At 71.1% G+C, this 16,806-nt stretch carries 16 protein-coding genes; 6 read left to right on the plus strand and 10 right to left on the minus strand.

Features of this window, described 5'->3' with window-relative positions; genetic code table 11:
• The coding region (locus AB0D67_RS26265; RefSeq protein ID WP_362941333.1) for a transposase at nt 1-157 on the minus strand (157 nt) is incomplete at its 3' end.
• A 145-nt stretch (nt 158-302) separates the two neighbouring features.
• On the opposite strand from AB0D67_RS26265, the gene AB0D67_RS26270 reads away from it, so the two are divergent.
• The 4 genes from AB0D67_RS26270 to serB all read left to right on the plus strand — a co-directional run bounded on the left by AB0D67_RS26270 (nt 303) and on the right by serB (nt 4,627).
• On the plus strand, nt 303-968 hold the full coding sequence (locus AB0D67_RS26270; protein ID WP_362941146.1) for an SDR family NAD(P)-dependent oxidoreductase: 666 nt from the start codon (nt 303-305) through the stop codon (nt 966-968).
• Nucleotides 965-2,212 carry an S-adenosylmethionine:tRNA ribosyltransferase-isomerase gene (locus tag AB0D67_RS26275; RefSeq protein ID WP_362941149.1) on the plus strand — a complete coding sequence of 416 codons (1,248 nt, stop codon included), beginning with the start codon at nt 965-967 and terminating at the stop codon, nt 2,210-2,212. The genes AB0D67_RS26270 and AB0D67_RS26275 overlap by 4 nt, the downstream gene beginning before the upstream one ends.
• Before the next feature lie 450 nt (nt 2,213-2,662).
• Nucleotides 2,663-3,256, plus strand: a complete 594-nt coding sequence (locus AB0D67_RS26280; protein ID WP_362941152.1) for a hypothetical protein — start codon at nt 2,663-2,665, stop codon at nt 3,254-3,256.
• 147 nt (nt 3,257-3,403) lie between these two features.
• Entirely contained in the window at nt 3,404-4,627 is a 1,224-nt protein-coding gene (gene serB, locus AB0D67_RS26285; protein ID WP_362941154.1) for a phosphoserine phosphatase SerB, read from the plus strand.
• An 89-nt stretch (nt 4,628-4,716) separates the two neighbouring features.
• Here serB and AB0D67_RS26290 read toward each other — a convergent pair whose 3' ends face one another.
• The 5 genes from AB0D67_RS26290 to AB0D67_RS26310 form a co-directional block, all read right to left on the minus strand.
• A complete protein-coding gene (locus AB0D67_RS26290; protein ID WP_362941157.1) occupies nt 4,717-5,190 on the minus strand; it encodes a histidine phosphatase family protein in 474 nt (157 codons plus the stop codon).
• A gap of 358 nt (nt 5,191-5,548) precedes the next feature.
• A complete protein-coding gene (locus AB0D67_RS26295) occupies nt 5,549-6,628 on the minus strand; it encodes a transposase (protein ID WP_362941160.1) in 1,080 nt (359 codons plus the stop codon).
• Nucleotides 6,629-6,919: 291 nt separating this feature from the next.
• Nucleotides 6,920-9,259 (minus strand): sodium-translocating pyrophosphatase, encoded by a 2,340-nt coding sequence (locus tag AB0D67_RS26300; protein ID WP_362941163.1) that lies wholly within the window; start codon nt 9,257-9,259, stop codon nt 6,920-6,922.
• 498 nt (nt 9,260-9,757) lie between these two features.
• Nucleotides 9,758-10,204: an ATP-binding protein gene (locus AB0D67_RS26305; protein WP_362941166.1), complete on the minus strand. Its 447-nt coding sequence runs from the start codon at nt 10,202-10,204 to the stop codon at nt 9,758-9,760.
• A 2-nt stretch (nt 10,205-10,206) separates the two neighbouring features.
• On the minus strand, nt 10,207-10,557 hold the full coding sequence (locus AB0D67_RS26310) for an STAS domain-containing protein (protein ID WP_030916965.1): 351 nt from the start codon (nt 10,555-10,557) through the stop codon (nt 10,207-10,209).
• A gap of 253 nt (nt 10,558-10,810) precedes the next feature.
• Here AB0D67_RS26310 and AB0D67_RS26315 point away from each other — a divergent pair, with 253 nt between their 5' ends.
• Nucleotides 10,811-13,135, plus strand: a complete 2,325-nt coding sequence (locus AB0D67_RS26315; RefSeq protein WP_362941169.1) for a DEAD/DEAH box helicase — start codon at nt 10,811-10,813, stop codon at nt 13,133-13,135.
• Nucleotides 13,136-13,222: 87 nt separating this feature from the next.
• Here the strand turns inward: AB0D67_RS26315 and AB0D67_RS26320 are convergent, their stop codons facing one another.
• The 4 genes from AB0D67_RS26320 to AB0D67_RS26335 all read right to left on the minus strand — a co-directional run bounded on the left by AB0D67_RS26320 (nt 13,223) and on the right by AB0D67_RS26335 (nt 15,418).
• A complete protein-coding gene (locus AB0D67_RS26320) occupies nt 13,223-13,684 on the minus strand; it encodes an Rv3654c family TadE-like protein (RefSeq protein WP_362941172.1) in 462 nt (153 codons plus the stop codon).
• Nucleotides 13,681-14,058, minus strand: coding sequence for a TadE family type IV pilus minor pilin (locus tag AB0D67_RS26325; protein ID WP_362941175.1), 378 nt, complete (start codon nt 14,056-14,058; stop codon nt 13,681-13,683). The genes AB0D67_RS26320 and AB0D67_RS26325 overlap by 4 nt, the downstream gene beginning before the upstream one ends.
• 185 nt (nt 14,059-14,243) lie before the next feature.
• Nucleotides 14,244-14,582: a DUF4244 domain-containing protein gene (locus AB0D67_RS26330; protein WP_362941178.1), complete on the minus strand. Its 339-nt coding sequence runs from the start codon at nt 14,580-14,582 to the stop codon at nt 14,244-14,246.
• A 212-nt stretch (nt 14,583-14,794) separates the two neighbouring features.
• Nucleotides 14,795-15,418, minus strand: a complete 624-nt coding sequence (locus AB0D67_RS26335) for a TetR family transcriptional regulator C-terminal domain-containing protein (protein ID WP_362941181.1) — start codon at nt 15,416-15,418, stop codon at nt 14,795-14,797.
• A gap of 78 nt (nt 15,419-15,496) precedes the next feature.
• Here AB0D67_RS26335 and AB0D67_RS26340 point away from each other — a divergent pair, with 78 nt between their 5' ends.
• Complete coding sequence (locus AB0D67_RS26340; protein ID WP_362941184.1) at nt 15,497-16,774, plus strand: alpha/beta hydrolase; 1,278 nt, start codon at nt 15,497-15,499, stop codon at nt 16,772-16,774.
• Nucleotides 16,775-16,806: the final 32 nt, after the last annotated feature.

Consider the following 16,806-nt stretch of genomic DNA (forward strand, 5'->3'; position numbering starts at 1 on the left):
ACTCGGCGGGCAGGTCCCGCCACGGACTGCCGGTACGAAACCGCCACATCACCGCATTGAACTGCTGCCGCAGGTCCGGGATCGGACCGCGCTCACCCAAGGGCAGATGAGGATCGATCAAGGACCATTCGTCATCGGTGAGGTCTCCACGCGCCATGACGATGGCCTACCAGGACGACAAACCATCGCGCAGGCGAATCCCACTGATCTCAACCCCGTACAGGCCCTAGGACCATCGGCCCGCGGGGTCCTGCGGCCGGTGGCCGATGTGCGGCGCGAGGCCGGTTCCTAGCGTCGGGGACATGACGAAGACAGCACTCATCACCGGCGCCTCCCGTGGGCTCGGGCTGGCACTGGCCCGCTCCCTGGCCGCCGACGGCTGGCGCCTCATCCTCACCGCGCGGGGAGAGGAGGCGCTGCGCTCCGCGGCCGGCGACCTCGGCGCCCTCGCCCTGGCCGGGGACGTCGCCGACCCGGCCCACCGGGAGCGGCTGGCCCGTGCCGCGGAGGACCACGGCGGGCTGGACCTGCTGGTCAACAACGCCTCGGGGCTGGGTGCGGTCCCGTTGCCACCGCTGTCCCGCTACCCGCTCGGGGAGCTTGAGGACCTGTTCCGGACCAACGTGCTGGCCCCGCTGGCACTGGTCCAGGCGGCGCTGCCGGGCCTGCGGGGGCGGCGCGGCGCGATCGTCAACATCACCTCCGACGCCGCCGTGGAGGCGTACGAGGGCTGGGGCGGCTACGGCGCCACCAAGGCGGCCCTGGAGCAGCTCTCCAACGTCCTGGCGGCCGAGGAGCCGGACGTCGCCGTCTGGTGGGTGGACCCGGGCGAGATGAGCACGGCCATGCTCTCCGACGCGGTCGGCGAACAGGAGGCGGCGGCGGCCTCCCCGCCGGAGACGGTGGTCCCCACGCTGCGGCGACTGGTGGCGGAGCGTCCGCCGAGCGGGCGGGTGAGCCACTCATGAGCGGCGCGCACGACATCGCGATCCCGGACGGACGCTCCGGCGACGCGGGCGACGTCACCCTCCCGGACGGCCACACGGGCGGCGCGCACGACGTAACGCTCCCGGACGGATTCCTCGGCGGCGCGCACGACTTCACCCTCCCCGACGGCCTGGAGGCCCATGAGCCGCCCGAGGCGCGAGGACTGGCCCGTGACGGTGTACGGCTGCTGGTCTCGCGGCGCGGCACCGGGGAGATCGGCCACCACAGGTTCACCGACCTGCCCCGCCTGCTGGAGCCCGGCGACCTGCTGGTGGTCAACAACTCCGCCACGCTCCCGGCGGCGGTCCGGCTCGACCGGCTCGCGGTGCACTTCTCGACCGAGTGCGAGGACGGGACCTGGCTGGTGGAGCTGCGCCGCCGTACGGGCCGGCCCGCCGGGAAGACGGCCGGCGGCACGGGCACGGGCACGGGAACGGGAACGGCGGGCGGCGGTGGGGCGGACGGCGGTGCGGCGAGCGGCGTGACGGTCCGGGCGGACCGCGGGACCGGCGCGAGCGAGCCGTACCCGGGCGGCGTGCCCGGCGAGTGGCTGCCGCTCCCCGGAGGGGCCACGCTGCACCTCCTGGAGCGACGGACGCCGCGCCTGTGGCGTGCCCGGCTGGACCGTGAGGTCCTCGGCTACCTGCGCCGGTACGGCGTGCCGATCCGCTACTCCTACGTGGGCCGGGACTGGCCGCTGACCGACTACCAGACGGTCTTCGCCCTGCGGCCCGGCAGCGCGGAGATGCCGAGCGCCGGACGGCCGTTCACCACCGCCCTGGTGACCGAGCTGGTGTCACGCGGGATCGGCGTCGCGCCGATCACCCTGCACACCGGGGTCGCCTCACCGGAGGCGGACGAGCCGCCCTACCCGGAGAGGTTCGAGGTGCCGGAGACCACCGCGCGGCAGGTCGCGTCCGCGCGTGAGGCCGGGGGCAGGGTGATCGCGGTGGGCACGACCGTGGTGCGGGCACTGGAGACGGCCGCCCTGTCCGGGGGCCTGATCGGGGCCGCGGACGGCTGGACCACCCACCTCGTCACCCCGCGGTCCGGGGTGAGGGTCGTGGACGGCCTGGTGACCGGCCTGCACGAGCCGCGCTCCAGCCACCTGCTGATGTTGTCCGCGCTCGCCGGTGACGAACTGCTCTCCCGCTCCTACGCGCAGGCCCTCGGGGAGGGCTACCTGTGGCACGAGTTCGGCGACCTGCACCTCATCATCCGCTGACGCCGTCTGAATCATCCGCATCATCCGCTGGCGCCGTCGTCGGCCCGGCACCCCGATCACCGTCGGCCGCGGCGGTCGTCCCCGGCCGCCTCCGGCCGGAAACGAATTCCCGGGAGCGGGGAAATCGCGGGCGCCCGGTCCGTCGTGACCGCCCGTCCGGCGATGGGGCACGCCGTACGGTTCCGGCCTTGGAACGGTTCAGGACCGGGAGGAAACGGCTGGTGAATGGGCCGGGGAATCGGCCTTCGGGGACCTGTAAGCCCAGGGACGACAGGGGTTCCGGCGCCCCGGCGGGGGTTCCGGGGTCCCGCCGGTTCACCGCGGATACATCAATGGGCCCCCGGGGTCTCCATATTCCATTCCCTATTTCCCGCAGAATGTGGTAAAAATCTTGGACTTTCACGGGGAACGTGCGATATCCCCGTTCCCCCCTCTACTGGGAGACGTTTAATGCGCCACCCGATCTCCAAGATCGTCACCCTCGCCGTGGCCGGCCCGCTCGCGGGCGCGATGCTGTTCGCCGCCCCCGCCACCGCGGCCACCGCGGCCTCCACCGCCCCCGCCGCGGCCTCCACCGTCTCCGCGGCCAAGAAGGCCGACGACCCGTTCTCGGTCTTCGCCGTCAAGGGCTCGGCCTCGGCGAAGGTCCGTCCCGGCGGGAAGATCACCTACACCCTCAAGGCCACCAACACCGGCCCCTACGAGTCCAAGGCCGGGGAGTACTACATCGTGGTGGGCGCCCCCAAGGGCGTCGACGTCACCGGCAAGTGGTCCTACTACGGTCCCAAGAAGAGCGCGTGCGCCAGCGAGGACCAGTTCGCCTTCTGCGCGGTCGACAAGACCATGAAGGTCGGGGACTCGGTCTCCTTCACCTTCGAGATGAAGGTCAAGAAGAGCGCCAAGGGCACGCTGAAGACCACCCTCGGCGTTCTGGCCTTCGACGTGCCCAACGGCGCGGAGAACCTGAGCCGCGAGGAACTGGAGCGTCTCGGCGTCAAGAGCTGGCTCTACGGCAAGCGGCACAGCACGCGCGTCGTGCGCTGACCCGCGCCGCCGCGCGACGATCGGACAGGGAGGCCCCCGCCGGAAGGCGGGGGCCTTTCCGGTCGTAAGGCGGGGGGGCGAACTCCAGGCGTCCGTATGGTGAACCGCATCCACGGCATTTTCCCCAGCCAAGTAGCGTAGATGGCGATGAACCAGCGCACGCTCCTGATCACGTTGACCGGGCCGGACCGGCCGGGCGTCACCTCCCGGCTCTTCTCCGTCCTCGCCGGCTTCCCCGTCGTCGTCGCCGACATCGAGCAGGTCGTCATCCGCAGCCGGCTCACCCTCGGCGTCCTCGTCGCCTACTCCGGAGGCCCGCCGACCGGCACCGGCGGCACTCTCGGCGCCATGTGGACCGCCGTGGAGGCCATCGCCGAGGACATGGGCCTCCACGTCGAGCTGACCACCGGCACCGACCCGCAGGAGAAGCGGCGGCGCGGGCGGCTCCACGTCACCGTCCTCGGCTCGCCCCTGCAACCCGCCGCGATGGCCGGCATCGCGGGCCGGATCGCCGCGGCCGGGGCCAACATCGACCGCATCGAGCGCCTGTCCAACTACCCGGTGACCAGCATCGAGCTGTCCGTCTCCGGCGCCGACCCGGACATGCTGCGAGCCAGCCTCGCCGCCGCCGCGCACGCGCACCAGGTGGACGTGGCCGTGCAGCGGACCGGCCTGTACCGCAGGGCCAAGCGGCTGATCGTGATGGACGTCGACTCCACCCTCATCCAGGACGAGGTGATCGAGCTGCTCGCGGCGCACGCGGGCTGCCTGCCGGAGGTCGCCAAGGTCACCGAGGAGGCGATGCGCGGCGAGATCGACTTCGCCGAGTCGCTGCGCCGACGGGTCGCGCTGCTGGCCGGCCTGCCCGAGTCGGTCTTCGAGACGGTCCGCAAGGAGCTGGTGCTCACCCCGGGCGCACGGACGCTCGTGCGGACCCTCAAGCGGCTCGACTACCGGTTCGCGATCGTCAGCGGCGGGTTCACCCAGCTCACCGACGCCCTCGTCGAGGATCTCGGGATCGACTACTCCGCGGCCAACACCCTTGAGGTGACGGACGGCGTGCTGACCGGCCGGGTGGTCGGCGAGATCCTCGACCGCCCCGGCAAGGCGCGGGCGCTGGAGCGCTTCGCCCGGGAGGCGGGCATCCCGATCAGCCAGACCGTGGCCATCGGCGACGGCGCCAACGACCTGGACATGATCTCGGCGGCCGGCCTGGGCATCGCGTTCAACGCCAAGCCGGTGGTGCGCGAGGCCGCCGACGCCGCGGTCAACGTGCCCTACCTCGACTCGATCCTCTACCTGCTCGGCATCCCGCGCGCCGAGGTCGAGGCCGCCGACGCGGAGGACGGTGTCACCCCGCCGACGCCCTGAGCGCGGCCGGTCCTGCGGCCCTTCGGCACCGCCCCGGTGACCGCCGGGCGACGCCGTGCTTCCTCAGTGCCGGGCGATCGCGTGGCCCTTCAGCGCCGTCCCGGTGACCAGCGGGCGACCCCGCGGCCCTCGCCGAGCCCGGTCCACTCGTCCTCGGTCTCGAGGACGGCGAACGTGCCGGGTGGGAAGCCGTCGCCGCCGTCCACGCCGGAGAGGCCCAGGACGAGTTCGTGGACGCCGGGGTTGTGGCCGACCAGCGCCAGCGTGCGGACCTCGGGATCACTCTGTCTGAGCAGTTCAAGAAGCTCATCCGGATAGGCCTCGTAGATGCCCGTCTCGAATCTGATGTCGGCGCCGGGCAGGGCCAGCTCCGCCGTCCGCCGGGTGCGCAGCGCGGGCGAGCACAGCACCACCTCGGGGCGCAGCCCCAGATCGGTGAGCGCCTCGCCCGCCCCGCGGGCGTCGTGCTCGCCGCGCGCCGTCAGCGGACGATCACGGTCTGCCAGGCCGGGGACGGTGGCGGCCTCGGCGTGCCTGAGGACGACCAGCGTGCGCGGCGTCACCCCGACGCCCAGATGGCGAGCCCGACGATCACCGCGAACACCACGGCCATCCCCAGCAGGATGAGCAGGAGCGTCTTGCCTCCGGAGGGCTGCTGTTCCATCAGATCCGCCGTTCCGTGAGGTCCGGGGAGAGGGGCGCCGGGCGGGTCCGGCGCGTCCGCGTCCCCGGCGCGGTCCGCGGGTCCGGAAGGGATCGAGCCGGCTCGCCGCCCGGCCCGTCCGGGGCCTGGCCACCGCCCGCCGCGTGAAGTGGAGAAGTCATGTGGTCCAGTTTCCCACCGCACCACCTCGCATACGTCAGCTTGTCGGGCCTGAAGGACCGAGCTTGCAGCTCCTCGCCGTCGATGGGTTCGACGGTTCAGGCCGCGTCGTCGGCAGCGTGACTCACTGCCCGGCCGTCGGCACCGCGCCTGGCGATGTTGATGGCCGCGTTGTGGTCGGCGGGGCCAGCGAACCCACAACCGAGGCACGAGAAGTCGTCCCGGGTGGGACGGTTGCGCTTGTCGCAGTGCCCGCACCGGTGGCAGGTGCGGGAGGTGTCGCGGGGGTCCACCAGGCGCACGGGCACGCCCGCGAGGGCGGCCTTGTAGGTGACGAACGCGCGGAGCTGGTGGAAGCCCCACGAGTGCAGGTCGGCACGCTGAGCCTTTCGAACCGTTACCCGGTCGCGGATGCCTTCGAGGTCTTCGAGGGCGATGCCGGAGCGGGTGTCTTCGGCTTTGCCGACCAGCTTCTTGCTGATCACGTGGTTGACGTTGCGGGTGAAGCGGGACTCGGCGCGGCGGCGCTTCTTCAGCAGGCGTTTGGCGGACTTGGTGCCCTTGGCCTGTAGTCGGGCGTTGCGCCGCCGTACGGCGCGCACGCCCTTGCCGCTGTGGGCCTCCCCTGTGGAGTCGGTGGCGAGGTTGACGATGCCGAGATCCACGCCCAGCCACTCGTCGGGTTCGGGACCCTGCGGCGGTTCGGGGACGTCGATCACGGCGGCGAGGTAGAACGCCCCGTCGCGGTAGATGAGGTCGGCCTGGCCGCGCATGGTGGCACCGCTGGTGGCCAGCCATCGGCCCTGGTAGACCACCGGGACGATGGTTCTGCCCGACAGGGTCAGGATGCTGACCGCGTCGCGGCCCTTCCAGGTGAGGATGCGCTGGTCGTAGGCGATGGCGCCCAGCTCCCGGAACGTCGGCTTGATCTTCTTGTCCCGCTTGTAGGCCTCGCACGCCTTGGCGATGGACCGGATGGCCATCTGTGCCGACAGGCCGAAGGAGGCCCGCAGGTCGGCGTAGACGAGCTTCTGCACCGCCATCTTGTTGGCGCTGCGGTGGGCGAACGCCACTTCGGCGGCGCGGTCGGCGGCGGCGTTGCATGCGCGCATCGTCGCCAGCAGGCTCGCTGCCTGCTCAGCGCTCGGGGCGAGCTTCAACATCTCCGTCACCAACATGCATTGAGGATATAACTCAATGCATTCGGAAGACAAACGTGCGGCACCGTCCCGCGCTTCCTCCCGGCCCTGAAGGACCGGGCTTCCGCGCTGCACATTTCGGTGAAAGGGGTGCGCCGCTCCGGCGCACCCCCTCGTGAGCTTCACGGATCTCGCCGGCCGTACCCGGCCCGGCCCTCGCGGGCCGTACCGATTCGCCGGTCCGGTGCTCGCGGGTCGTACCGATTCGCCGGCCGTGTCCGGTCCTGCCGGCTCCGCCCGCCTTCCGGGGGCGGAGCCGGCAGGCCGTCCTCAGTGCGAGATCTGCTCCGGCTCCGGCTCCCGGTCGGCGGGCCGGTCCTCCGCCGGGGCGATGCTCGCCGACCGGCGCTTGGAGATCACCACCGCGCCGACGATGACGGCGACCGCGGCCAGGCTGGCGCCGATCCGCAGCGCCGGGTTGTCGGCGTAGGTCACCACCGCCGGCGCGATGAGCAGGGCGACCAGGTTCATCACCTTGATCAGCGGGTTGATCGCCGGACCGGCGGTGTCCTTGAACGGGTCGCCGACGGTGTCGCCGATGACGGTCGCCGCGTGCGCCTCGGAGCCCTTGCCGCCGTGGTGGCCGTCCTCGACGAGCTTCTTGGCGTTGTCCCAGGCGCCGCCGGAGTTGGCGAGGAAGACCGCCATCAGGGTGCCGCAGGCGATGGCCCCGGCCAGGAAGGCGCCGAGGGAGGCGTACCCGAGGGCGAAGCCGACCGCGATGGGGGTGAGCACGGCGAGCAGACCCGGCGTGGCCAGCTCCCGCAGCGAGTCACGGGTGCAGATGTCGACCACCCTGCCGTAGTCGGGCAGCTCCGTGCCGGCCATGATGCCCGGCTTGGTACGGAACTGCTCGCGCACCTCGAAGACGACCCGTCCGGCGGCGCGGCCGACCGCCATGATGGCCATGCCGGAGAACAGGAAGACCACCGAGGCGCCGATGATCAGGCCGACCAGGACGTTCGGGGAGTCGACGCTGAGGCTGAAGACCTTGAAGTTGCCCAGCGCCGCCTGCACGCCCGCCGACGCCTTGGCCAGCTCCGTCTCGACCGACGTACGGAACGCGCCGAACAGCGCGGTCGCGGCGAGCACCGCCGTGGCGATCGCGATGCCCTTGGTGATGGCCTTGGTGGTGTTGCCCACGGCGTCCAGCGACGTGAGCACCTGGGCGCCCTCCCCCTCGACGTCGCCGGACATCTCGGCGATGCCCTGGGCGTTGTCGGAGACCGGTCCGAAGGTGTCCATGGACACGATCACACCGACCGTGGTCAGCAGGCCGGTCCCGGCCAGCGCCACGGCGAACAGGGCGATGGTGACGTTGCCGAAGCCGAGCAGGAACGCGCCGTAGACGGCGGCGCCGATGATCAGCGCCGAGTAGACCGCCGACTCCAGGCCCACGCTGATTCCGGACAGGATGACCGTGGCGGGACCGGTGCGCGAGCTCTCGCCGATGTCCCGCACCGGGCGGCGGGTCGTCTCGGTGAAGTAGCCGGTGAGGACCTGGATGGCGCTGGCCAGCACCAGGCCGATGAGCACCGCGCCGATCGCGATCAGGCGGGGGTCGGAGGTGACGGAGGCGACCTGCGGGCTCACCCCGGACAGCTCGGAGAAGCTGCCCGGCAGGTAGACGAAGGCGGCCACGGCGACGAGTACCGCCGAGATGATCGCCGAGATGAAGAAGCCGCGGTTGATCGCGCTCATGCCGGAACGGTCGCCGTTCCGCGGGGCGGTGGTGAAAATGCCGATGATCGCCGTGATGACGCCGACCATCGGGACGATCAGGGGGAAGACCAGTCCTTCGGTGCCGAAGGCGACCTTGCCCAGGATGAGGCTGGCGACGAGCATGACCGCGTACGACTCGAACAGGTCGGCTGCCATGCCCGCGCAGTCACCGACGTTGTCGCCGACGTTGTCGGCGATGGTGGCGGCGTTGCGCGGGTCGTCCTCGGGGATGCCCTGCTCGACCTTGCCGACCAGGTCGGCGCCGACATCGGCCGCCTTGGTGAAGATGCCGCCGCCGACCCGCATGAACATGGCGAGCAGTGCGGCGCCGAAGCCGAAGCCCTCCAGCACCGCGGGCGCGTCGCCCCGGTAGATCAGGACCACGATGGCCGCGCCGAGCAGGCCGAGGCCGACCGTGATCATGCCGGCCACGCCGCCGGTGCGGAAGGCGATCCGCATCGCTCGCTTCTCACCCGACTCGCGGGCCGCCGCGGCGACGCGGACGTTGCCGCGAACCGCCAGCCACATTCCGATGAAGCCGGTCAGCGCGGAGAACACGGCGCCGATGACGAAGAAGACCGACCGGCCGATGGCCGCGCCGGTCGAGGGGGCGGGAAGGAGATACAGCAGGAAGGGGATCAGAACGACGAAGACGGCGAGCGTCCGGAACTGCCGCGCCAGATAGGCGGAGGCACCTTGCTGTACGGCTCGCGCGATGTTCTGCATGCGTTCGGTGCCCTGGCCGGCGGCCAGCACCTCCCGCACCAGGACACCCGCTACGGCGAGCGCCAGCAGGGCCACGACGGCCACGACGATCACTATGGTGAAATGGGAACCGCTCAGGGATACCGCTGGCTCATCGGCAACGGCTGATCGAAGCACAGACATCCGACTCTCCTCGGCAAGACGGGTTCACGTCCTGCCCGGAGTGCGCCGCCGTGGATGGTCGACAGAAGCGGCACACATCCGGGTATTGGCAGTGCCGCTTCCGGTTGCGTCCGCAGACCTCCTCCGGGGGCCGGACCCGCTGACGGGCCGGTCCGAAGGACAAACCTTGGCCGGTCCAGGGAGTCTACGCAGCGTGGCTGCGGATATAAAGCCTCCGCGCACGGCGAATTGACAGCGTGTTTGGCCGAACCTTGTCAAGGAGCCCGCTGACGAGGCCGATTCGTCTCACATGGTGAGCCCGAAACCAGATTTCAAGCATGTTTCGGTCTTCGGGGGCCAAAATTATGCTTTGGCCGAAAATGAGAGACCAGGAACGTGGGTGGCCGGGTGCCCCGGTGAGGCACCCGGCTACCGGAATCCGTGAACGTCGGATCGGGTCTGCCCCGGCGACCACCGGGCCTTCGGCGACCACCCGGCCAGACCCAGGTCGGACCCGGATCAGACTCGGGGCAGGCCGTTGGGCGCCGCGGGCCAGCTCATGCGGATGCGCATGCCCTTGGGGCTCGGATAGACCTGGACATCGTCCGCGAGCCCCGCGATGACCGCGATGCCGAAGCCGGACATCAGGGTGTCGGGGAGCTGCCCGAGCGGATCGTCGATCCGTAATATCCCGCGATCATGCTCCGACTCGTCGCTGGGGGCCGAGTCGGTGACGGTCACCTCGAAACGCCCCAGGTCGTCGGAGAGCTCGATACGGATCGGCTCCCCCGGACAGTGAAGGCGGTGCGCCTCGACGGCCCGGGAGCACGCCTCACCGACGGCGAGCCGTACCTCGTCCAGCACCGACTCCTCCACTCCGGTGCGCCTGGCGATCGCGGTGGCGACCAGGCGTGCCGTTCGGACATGGGCGGGAAGAGCGCTGAACGTCAGCTCGACAGTGGCCATGACTACTTGTCTCGGCCGTGAGCTTCCTTGGCCTCATCGACCGAGGCGTAGATCCCGAACACCTTGGTCAGGCCGGTGATCCGGAAGATCTTCAAGATGCGCTCCTGGGTGCAGACCAGCTCCAGCGAGCCGTCGTGCGCCCGAACTCGCTTGAGCCCGCCGACCAGGACACCGAGGCCCGTGGAGTCGAGGAAGTCGACCTTCTCCATGTTGACCAGGAGGTGGAAGTTTCCCTTGTTGACCAGGTCGATCAGGAGCTCACGCAATCTGGGCGCGGTGTAGACATCGATCTCACCCTCGACCTCAACGATGGTGAGACGATCCTCGGAATGGTGGTCCAACTTCAGATCCACAGATCCTCCAGCGCCTTGCCTGCGAAAGTACCGATTCAGGCGTGACTCCCCGGGGCCGGACGGCCCCAGACGACAAGCCCTGACGCGCGGCATTCAACCATGCGTACGCTCAGTGTCTATACGAAATCACGATTCCCGGCGACTCTGCCCACAGATGCCAGACTGGAAACCAGTGACTCCGCTCTCATCTTCGCCGCTTCGGGCGGGCTCCGCGCTCGCCCGCCTGCTCGACGTTCCCGCACGTCGTGCCCGCGTGACCCACGTCGAGCACGTCCCTCCGCGCCCCGCCGTACCGCTGAGCTGGCCGGATTGGGTGGACGAACGTCTGGTTACGCGCTGGGCGAACCTGGGCGTCACCGGCCTGTGGCGACACCAGATCGAGGTGGCCGAACTGGTCCGCGGCGGGCAAAACGTGATCATTGCCACAGGAACCGCCTCGGGCAAGACCCTCTCCTATCTCGTTCCGGCCGTCTCCGAGGTGCTCGACGGCGGCACGGTGCTCTACCTGACGCCGACCAAGGCGCTGGCCGCCGACCAACTGCGCACGCTGACCGAGCTCGACCCGCCGGAGCTGCGCGCGGCCACCTTCGACGGTGACACCTCGTTCGAGGAACGGGCGTGGGCCCGCAGGCACGCCAACTACCTCCTCACCAACCCCGACATGCTCCACCGCACCCTGCTGCCCCGGCACGCCCAGTGGTCGGCCTTCTGGCGGCGGCTGCGGGTGGTCGTGATCGACGAGTGCCACGGCTATCGGGGCGTGTTCGGCTCACACGTGGCGCAGATCCTGCGCCGGCTGCGGCGGGTCTGCGCCAGGTACGGCTCCCGCCCGGTCTTCCTGCTCTCCTCGGCCACCGCCAGCGAGCCCGGCGCCTTCGCCACGCGCCTGACCGGCCTGCGCGCCGAGGAGGTGACCGCCGACGCCTCTCCCCGGGGCACCACCACCTTCGCCCTGTGGGAGCCGCCCCTGACCGAACTGCGCGGCGAGGGCGGCGCCCCCGTGCGCCGTCCCGCGACGATGGAGAGCGCCGAACTCCTCGCCGACCTGGTCACCGGAGGCGTCCGCACCCTGGCCTTCGTCCGCTCGCGCCGCGCCGCCGAGTCGGTGGCCCTCACCACCCGGGCGAGGCTGGAGGACCTGGCCGCCGACGCGGGAAGGCCCGTCCACGACGTGGAGAGATACGCCGGCGGCGTGGGATCCACCGGCGGCGAGGAATCCACCGGCGGCGGGAGGCTCTCCGATCTCCCGGACAAGGTGGCCGCCTACCGGGCCGGGTATCTCGCCGACGACCGACGGAGGCTGGAGCGGGCGTTCCGGTCCGGTGAGCTGCTGGGGCTGGCCACGACCAACGCGCTGGAACTCGGCGTCGACGTGTCCGGACTGGACGCCGTGCTCATCGCGGGCTGGCCGGGCACCCGAGCCTCCCTCTGGCAGCAGGCCGGCCGGGCGGGCCGGGACGGACAGGACGCCCTGGCTGTGCTCATCGCCAGGGACGACCCCCTGGACACCTATCTGGTCCACCACCCCGAGGCCCTCTTCGGCCGGCCCGTCGAGGCGATCGTGCTGGATCCCGAGAACCCCTACGTACTGGGCCCGCACCTGTGCGCCGCCGCGGCCGAGATCCCGCTCACCCCCGACGACCTGGAGACCTTCGGCCCGTCCGCCAAGGAGGTGCTCGCCGGCCTCGTCGAGGACGGACTGCTCCGCCGGCGCACCACCGGATGGTTCTGGACCAAGCGGGAACGGGCCACCGACCTCGCCGACATCCGGGGAGCCGGCGGATCGCCGATCCAGGTCGTGGAGGCGTCCACCGGGCGGCTGCTCGGCACCGTGGACGAACCCTCGGCCCACACGACCGTGCACGCCGGCGCCGTGTACGTCCACCAGGGGGAGACGTTCCTGGTGGAGGAGCTCGACCTGGACGCCGGGGTGGCCCTCGTGGAGACGGGAACACCGGACTACACGACCTTCGCCCGGGACGTCACCGAGATCTCCATCCTCGAGTCACTGCGTTCGCGGCCCCTGGGCCCGGGAGAGCTCCACTTCGGCTCGGTGGAGGTCACCCGCCAGGTCGTGTCGTATCTCAAACGCCGCACCCAGAGCGGTGAACTCCTCGGGGACGAGGACCTCGACCTGCCGCCGCGCACCCTGCGCACCCGGGCGGTCTGGTGGACGCTGCCCGCCTCCGTGGTCACCCCCCTGGCCGAGGAGGGCCTGGACCTGGGCGGGGCCGCGCACGCCGCGGAACACGCGTCCATCGGACTGCTGCCGCTCTTCGCCACCTGCGACCGCTGGGACATCGGCGGGGTCTCCACCGAGTCGCACCCCGACACCGGCCTGCTCACGGTCTTCGTCTACGACGGTCACGAAGGCGGCGCCGGCTTCGCCGAGCGCGGCTACGCCCGGGCCCTCGACTGGCTCACGGCCACCCGCGAGGCCATCGCCTCCTGCGAGTGCGACCACGGCTGCCCCTCGTGCATCCAGTCACCCAAGTGCGGCAACGGAAACGAACCTCTGGACAAGGCCGGCGCGCTCCGGCTCCTCGCCGTCCTGCTCTCCCTCGGGACAGGTTCCTAGGTCCTGTTCCGTGGGTCCTCGCCACGGAACAGGACCCACGGAACAGGTCCCAGTGCGACGGGGGAGCCGGACGGCCGATCAGCCGCCTCATGGTCCCGCCGGCGACTCCGCCGGGGACTCGGCGATGTACACCGGCCCGGCCCGGGCGAGCGCGGTGATCGGTCGAAAACCGAGACCGGGCAGCGGCAACCGTAAGGTCACCTGGATGTCGGCGATGCCGTCCTGGCCGACGACGCATCCGGTGACCTCCGCGCCATTGGCCCGGGCCAGCGCCTCGGCCCGCGTGCACCCGCGGTCGGGAACCACGAAGGCCAGCCGGGCGGCGGCGAGCGCGCTCAGGTCCGCGGCGCTCTGCGCGCGATGCCTTCCCACCCTGGCCGCGCCGACGGTCATGATCACCGCCGCCATGGCCCATACCGCCGCCATCACGGCAACCGCCCAGATCGTCGCCGATCCTCGCTCTCGCCCGGCTCTGCTCCGCGCCGCCGTTCCGGCCTCGCGGCGAAACAACCCGTCGCCCGTCAGGTCGTTCGTGCCTCCCCGGCTCACGGCTCCCCCTCGGATCCCCCGGACGCTCCCGGCATATCGGAAACTCCAGGGACTCCGGGCTCCGGGGCGGCGACGGCGGACGAGCCGACCTCGACGGCGGGGAGCAGGGAACCCCAGCGGGGCCGGACATGTGCGGCGACCTCGACTCGGACGGTCTCCGCGGTCACGTCCACCTTGACCGCCGCTCCCATCGGGGCGAGGGCGAGGATGTCGGCACGCACCCGCTCCACGGGCTCACCCCGGGCCGCGGCCCGGGCACCCGCCCGGGCCGCGTCGACGCATTGAAGCTGCGCCCCGACCGTCGCCACCGCCCACAGAGCGGCGGCCAGCACCACCACGACGGCGGGCAGCACCACGGCCGTCTCGGCGGTCACCGATCCCCCGGACCGGTGCGGGCGGGCGAGGACGCCGACCGGCCTCCCAAGCCGGTGGAACCGGGCGGACCGCCGGGACCGGGTGAACCGGCGGAGCCCGGCGGGCCGAGGAGCTCGGGCACCCGGCTTCGGGTGGATACGGGCACGAGATCTCGGACGAGGAGGAGCGAAGGCGTTCGCCGGGCTCATCCCGCAACGTTCAGCGCTCGGTTGATCAGTTTGGAGATCAGCTCCTGGACCTCCGGGCTCGTGACCACTTTGAAGAGAAGTGCGGCGAACGCACAGGCGGCGATCGTGCCGACGGCGTACTCCGCGGTGGACATGCCCCGGTCACGGCCTGGGCCGGTGAGGGCGGCCGTCCGCCGGGCCAGAGCCTTGCGCGCCCGCGCGGACAACCTCTCCGCCCAGCGCCGCGACCGCGCGTGCCATCCGCCCGGCGGGAGCGCCGGCACGCTGCGCAACGGCCCCCTCCGGACGCCGCCGGAGAGCGAGCCGGCGGCGGGTGAGCTCGGCGAACGAACCATGTCTCCTCCTGGATGCCGCGACCGGACCCCATGCCCGGTGCCTGCGAAGCCAGGGTCGCCGATGCGGGTGGGCGCCGAAGGAGCCGAACGACGTTCTGTGGACAACTCGGAGGCCGAGGGAACCCCCTGTGGAAAACCCCGCTCCCCCGCCCGAGGCGCACGGCGAGCGATGACGAGGCCTGGACAGATACCCGAAATCGTCGAGGGCGAGGTCAGAGGTCTTCCTGGATCCGCCTGACCGGCTCGGTGACGAGGCGGACCGCGGCGTCCACGGTCGCCTCATGAACCCCTGGATCTTCGGACGGGCTCATGAGGATCGCCCACATGAGCCCGTCGATGATCGAAAGAATGATCCGGGCGAGCGCGTCGTGGTCGATCCCTGAACGCAGTTCGCCGACGGACTCGGCGTAGCCGAAGACCCTGCCGAGGTTCTCGCGGGCCTCCTGGTTCAGTTCCTCGATCGATGCGGCGAACTCGGGATGGACGACGGCCCTGGCGTAGAAGGCGGCCCAGACACGGGCCTCGCCCCGCCTGCGCGCGTCGAGCGGCAGCAGTTCCATGATCGTGGCACGCAGCGCGTCGGGGAAGGTCATCCCGGCCGGATCCAGCCGGATATGCCGCAGACGCTCTCTCTCCGCGGTGACGACGGCGTGCAGGGCGAAGGCCAGCATCTCGTCCTTGGTGGTGAAGTAGCGCTGCACCGCCCCAACGGAACAACCCGCCTCGGCGGCCACCGTACGGACGCTGACCGCTTCGAGGCCCTCGCGTTCGGTGATGCGCAGCAGGGCGGCCGTCATATGACGACGGCGCTCCTGGTGATCGACGACCTTTGGCACTCGTCCAGTCTCCCGCACGTCTTATCAAATACAGTAGTATTAAATACGTTCGCATTCTAAAGTGGACGAGGTTTTACGATGAACCAGCGGACACGTAAGCGGATGGCGGGACGGTGGCTCGCCCTGGTGGGGGCCTGGCTCATGGCCCTCGTGACGGCGACGGCGGCGAGCACGGCACTGCTGCCGATGCCCAGCCTGTCCCTGTGGGCCATGGGCCTTCTGGCACTGGAGTTCAGCCTGCTCCTTGTGCCGCTCGCCCTGGTGGGCGTCGTCCTGGCGGTGATCGCCGCACGTGGGAGGGCCGCCGCCGTACCGAACGCCGCGGAGACGGAGTCCGCCGGGCACGAGGCCCCGCCGACGGACCGCCCACGCTCCGGAGGCGGAGCCGGACGGACCGGTCGCCGGGTGGCCGCGACGGCCGCGGGCGCGCTGAACGCGGTGGTGCTCGTCGCCGCCCTCCTCCCGGCGGTCTCGGCGTGGCGGACCGCCCAGGACCACGATGTCCCCCTGAGCCTGGCGGGCTATCTCGACGGGTTGTCCGACACCGCCGACCGCGGCCCCGACGCGACCGTACGGTACGCGCGAGCGGGTGGCACGGACCTCATGCTCGACGTCTGGCGACCGGCGAACCCGAAGGCGGCTTCGGGGCCGTTGCCAGTGGTGATCAACGTGCACGGCGGGGCGCAGGACACGCCGCAAAGCCCCTTTCCCCGATGGGACACCTGGCTGGCCGACGCCGGCCACGTGGTGTTCGACGTGGACTACCGCTTCTTCCGGGACTACGACTGGCGGTCGTCTCCCGGCGACGTCAAGTGCGCGATCGGCTGGGTGGCGCGCAATGCCGGACGTTACGGCGCCGACCCGAAACGGATCACCCTGATGGGCCAGTCGGCCGGCGGCTATCTCGCCCTGCTGGCCGCGTACACCACCGCCGCCGAACTCCCTCCCACCTGCGAGGTGCCCGAAGCCGAGCTGGACGGCGTCATCGCCTGGTACGCGCCGAGCGACATGACCGCCGAGATACCCCCGGCCTTCCGGCTCTCCGAGCCGGTACGGCGGCAGCTCACCGAGGAGACATGGCGGCTGGCCGACGAGGATCGGGTCCGCGCGTCGCCACGTCATCACATCCGGGCGGGACTGCCGCGAACGCTGTTGATACAGGGCGGACGTGACATCCTCCAGCCCGCGGAGGACACCAGGGCTCTCGCCACCCGGCTGACCGGCGCCGGAGTCGGAACCGAGCTCGTGGAGATCCCTTACGCGGATCACCAGTTCGACCTGTCGTGGGGCGGTTTCGGCAGCCAGATCGCCAGGCACGTGGTCCTCGGCTTCCTGCGTCCCCCCACCACACCCTGACCGGACGTCAGAGGTTCCTTCGCCGCACCCCG

This window comes from Streptosporangium sp. NPDC048047, assembly GCF_040653115.1.
In the GTDB taxonomy this organism is placed as follows: domain Bacteria; phylum Actinomycetota; class Actinomycetes; order Streptosporangiales; family Streptosporangiaceae; genus Streptosporangium.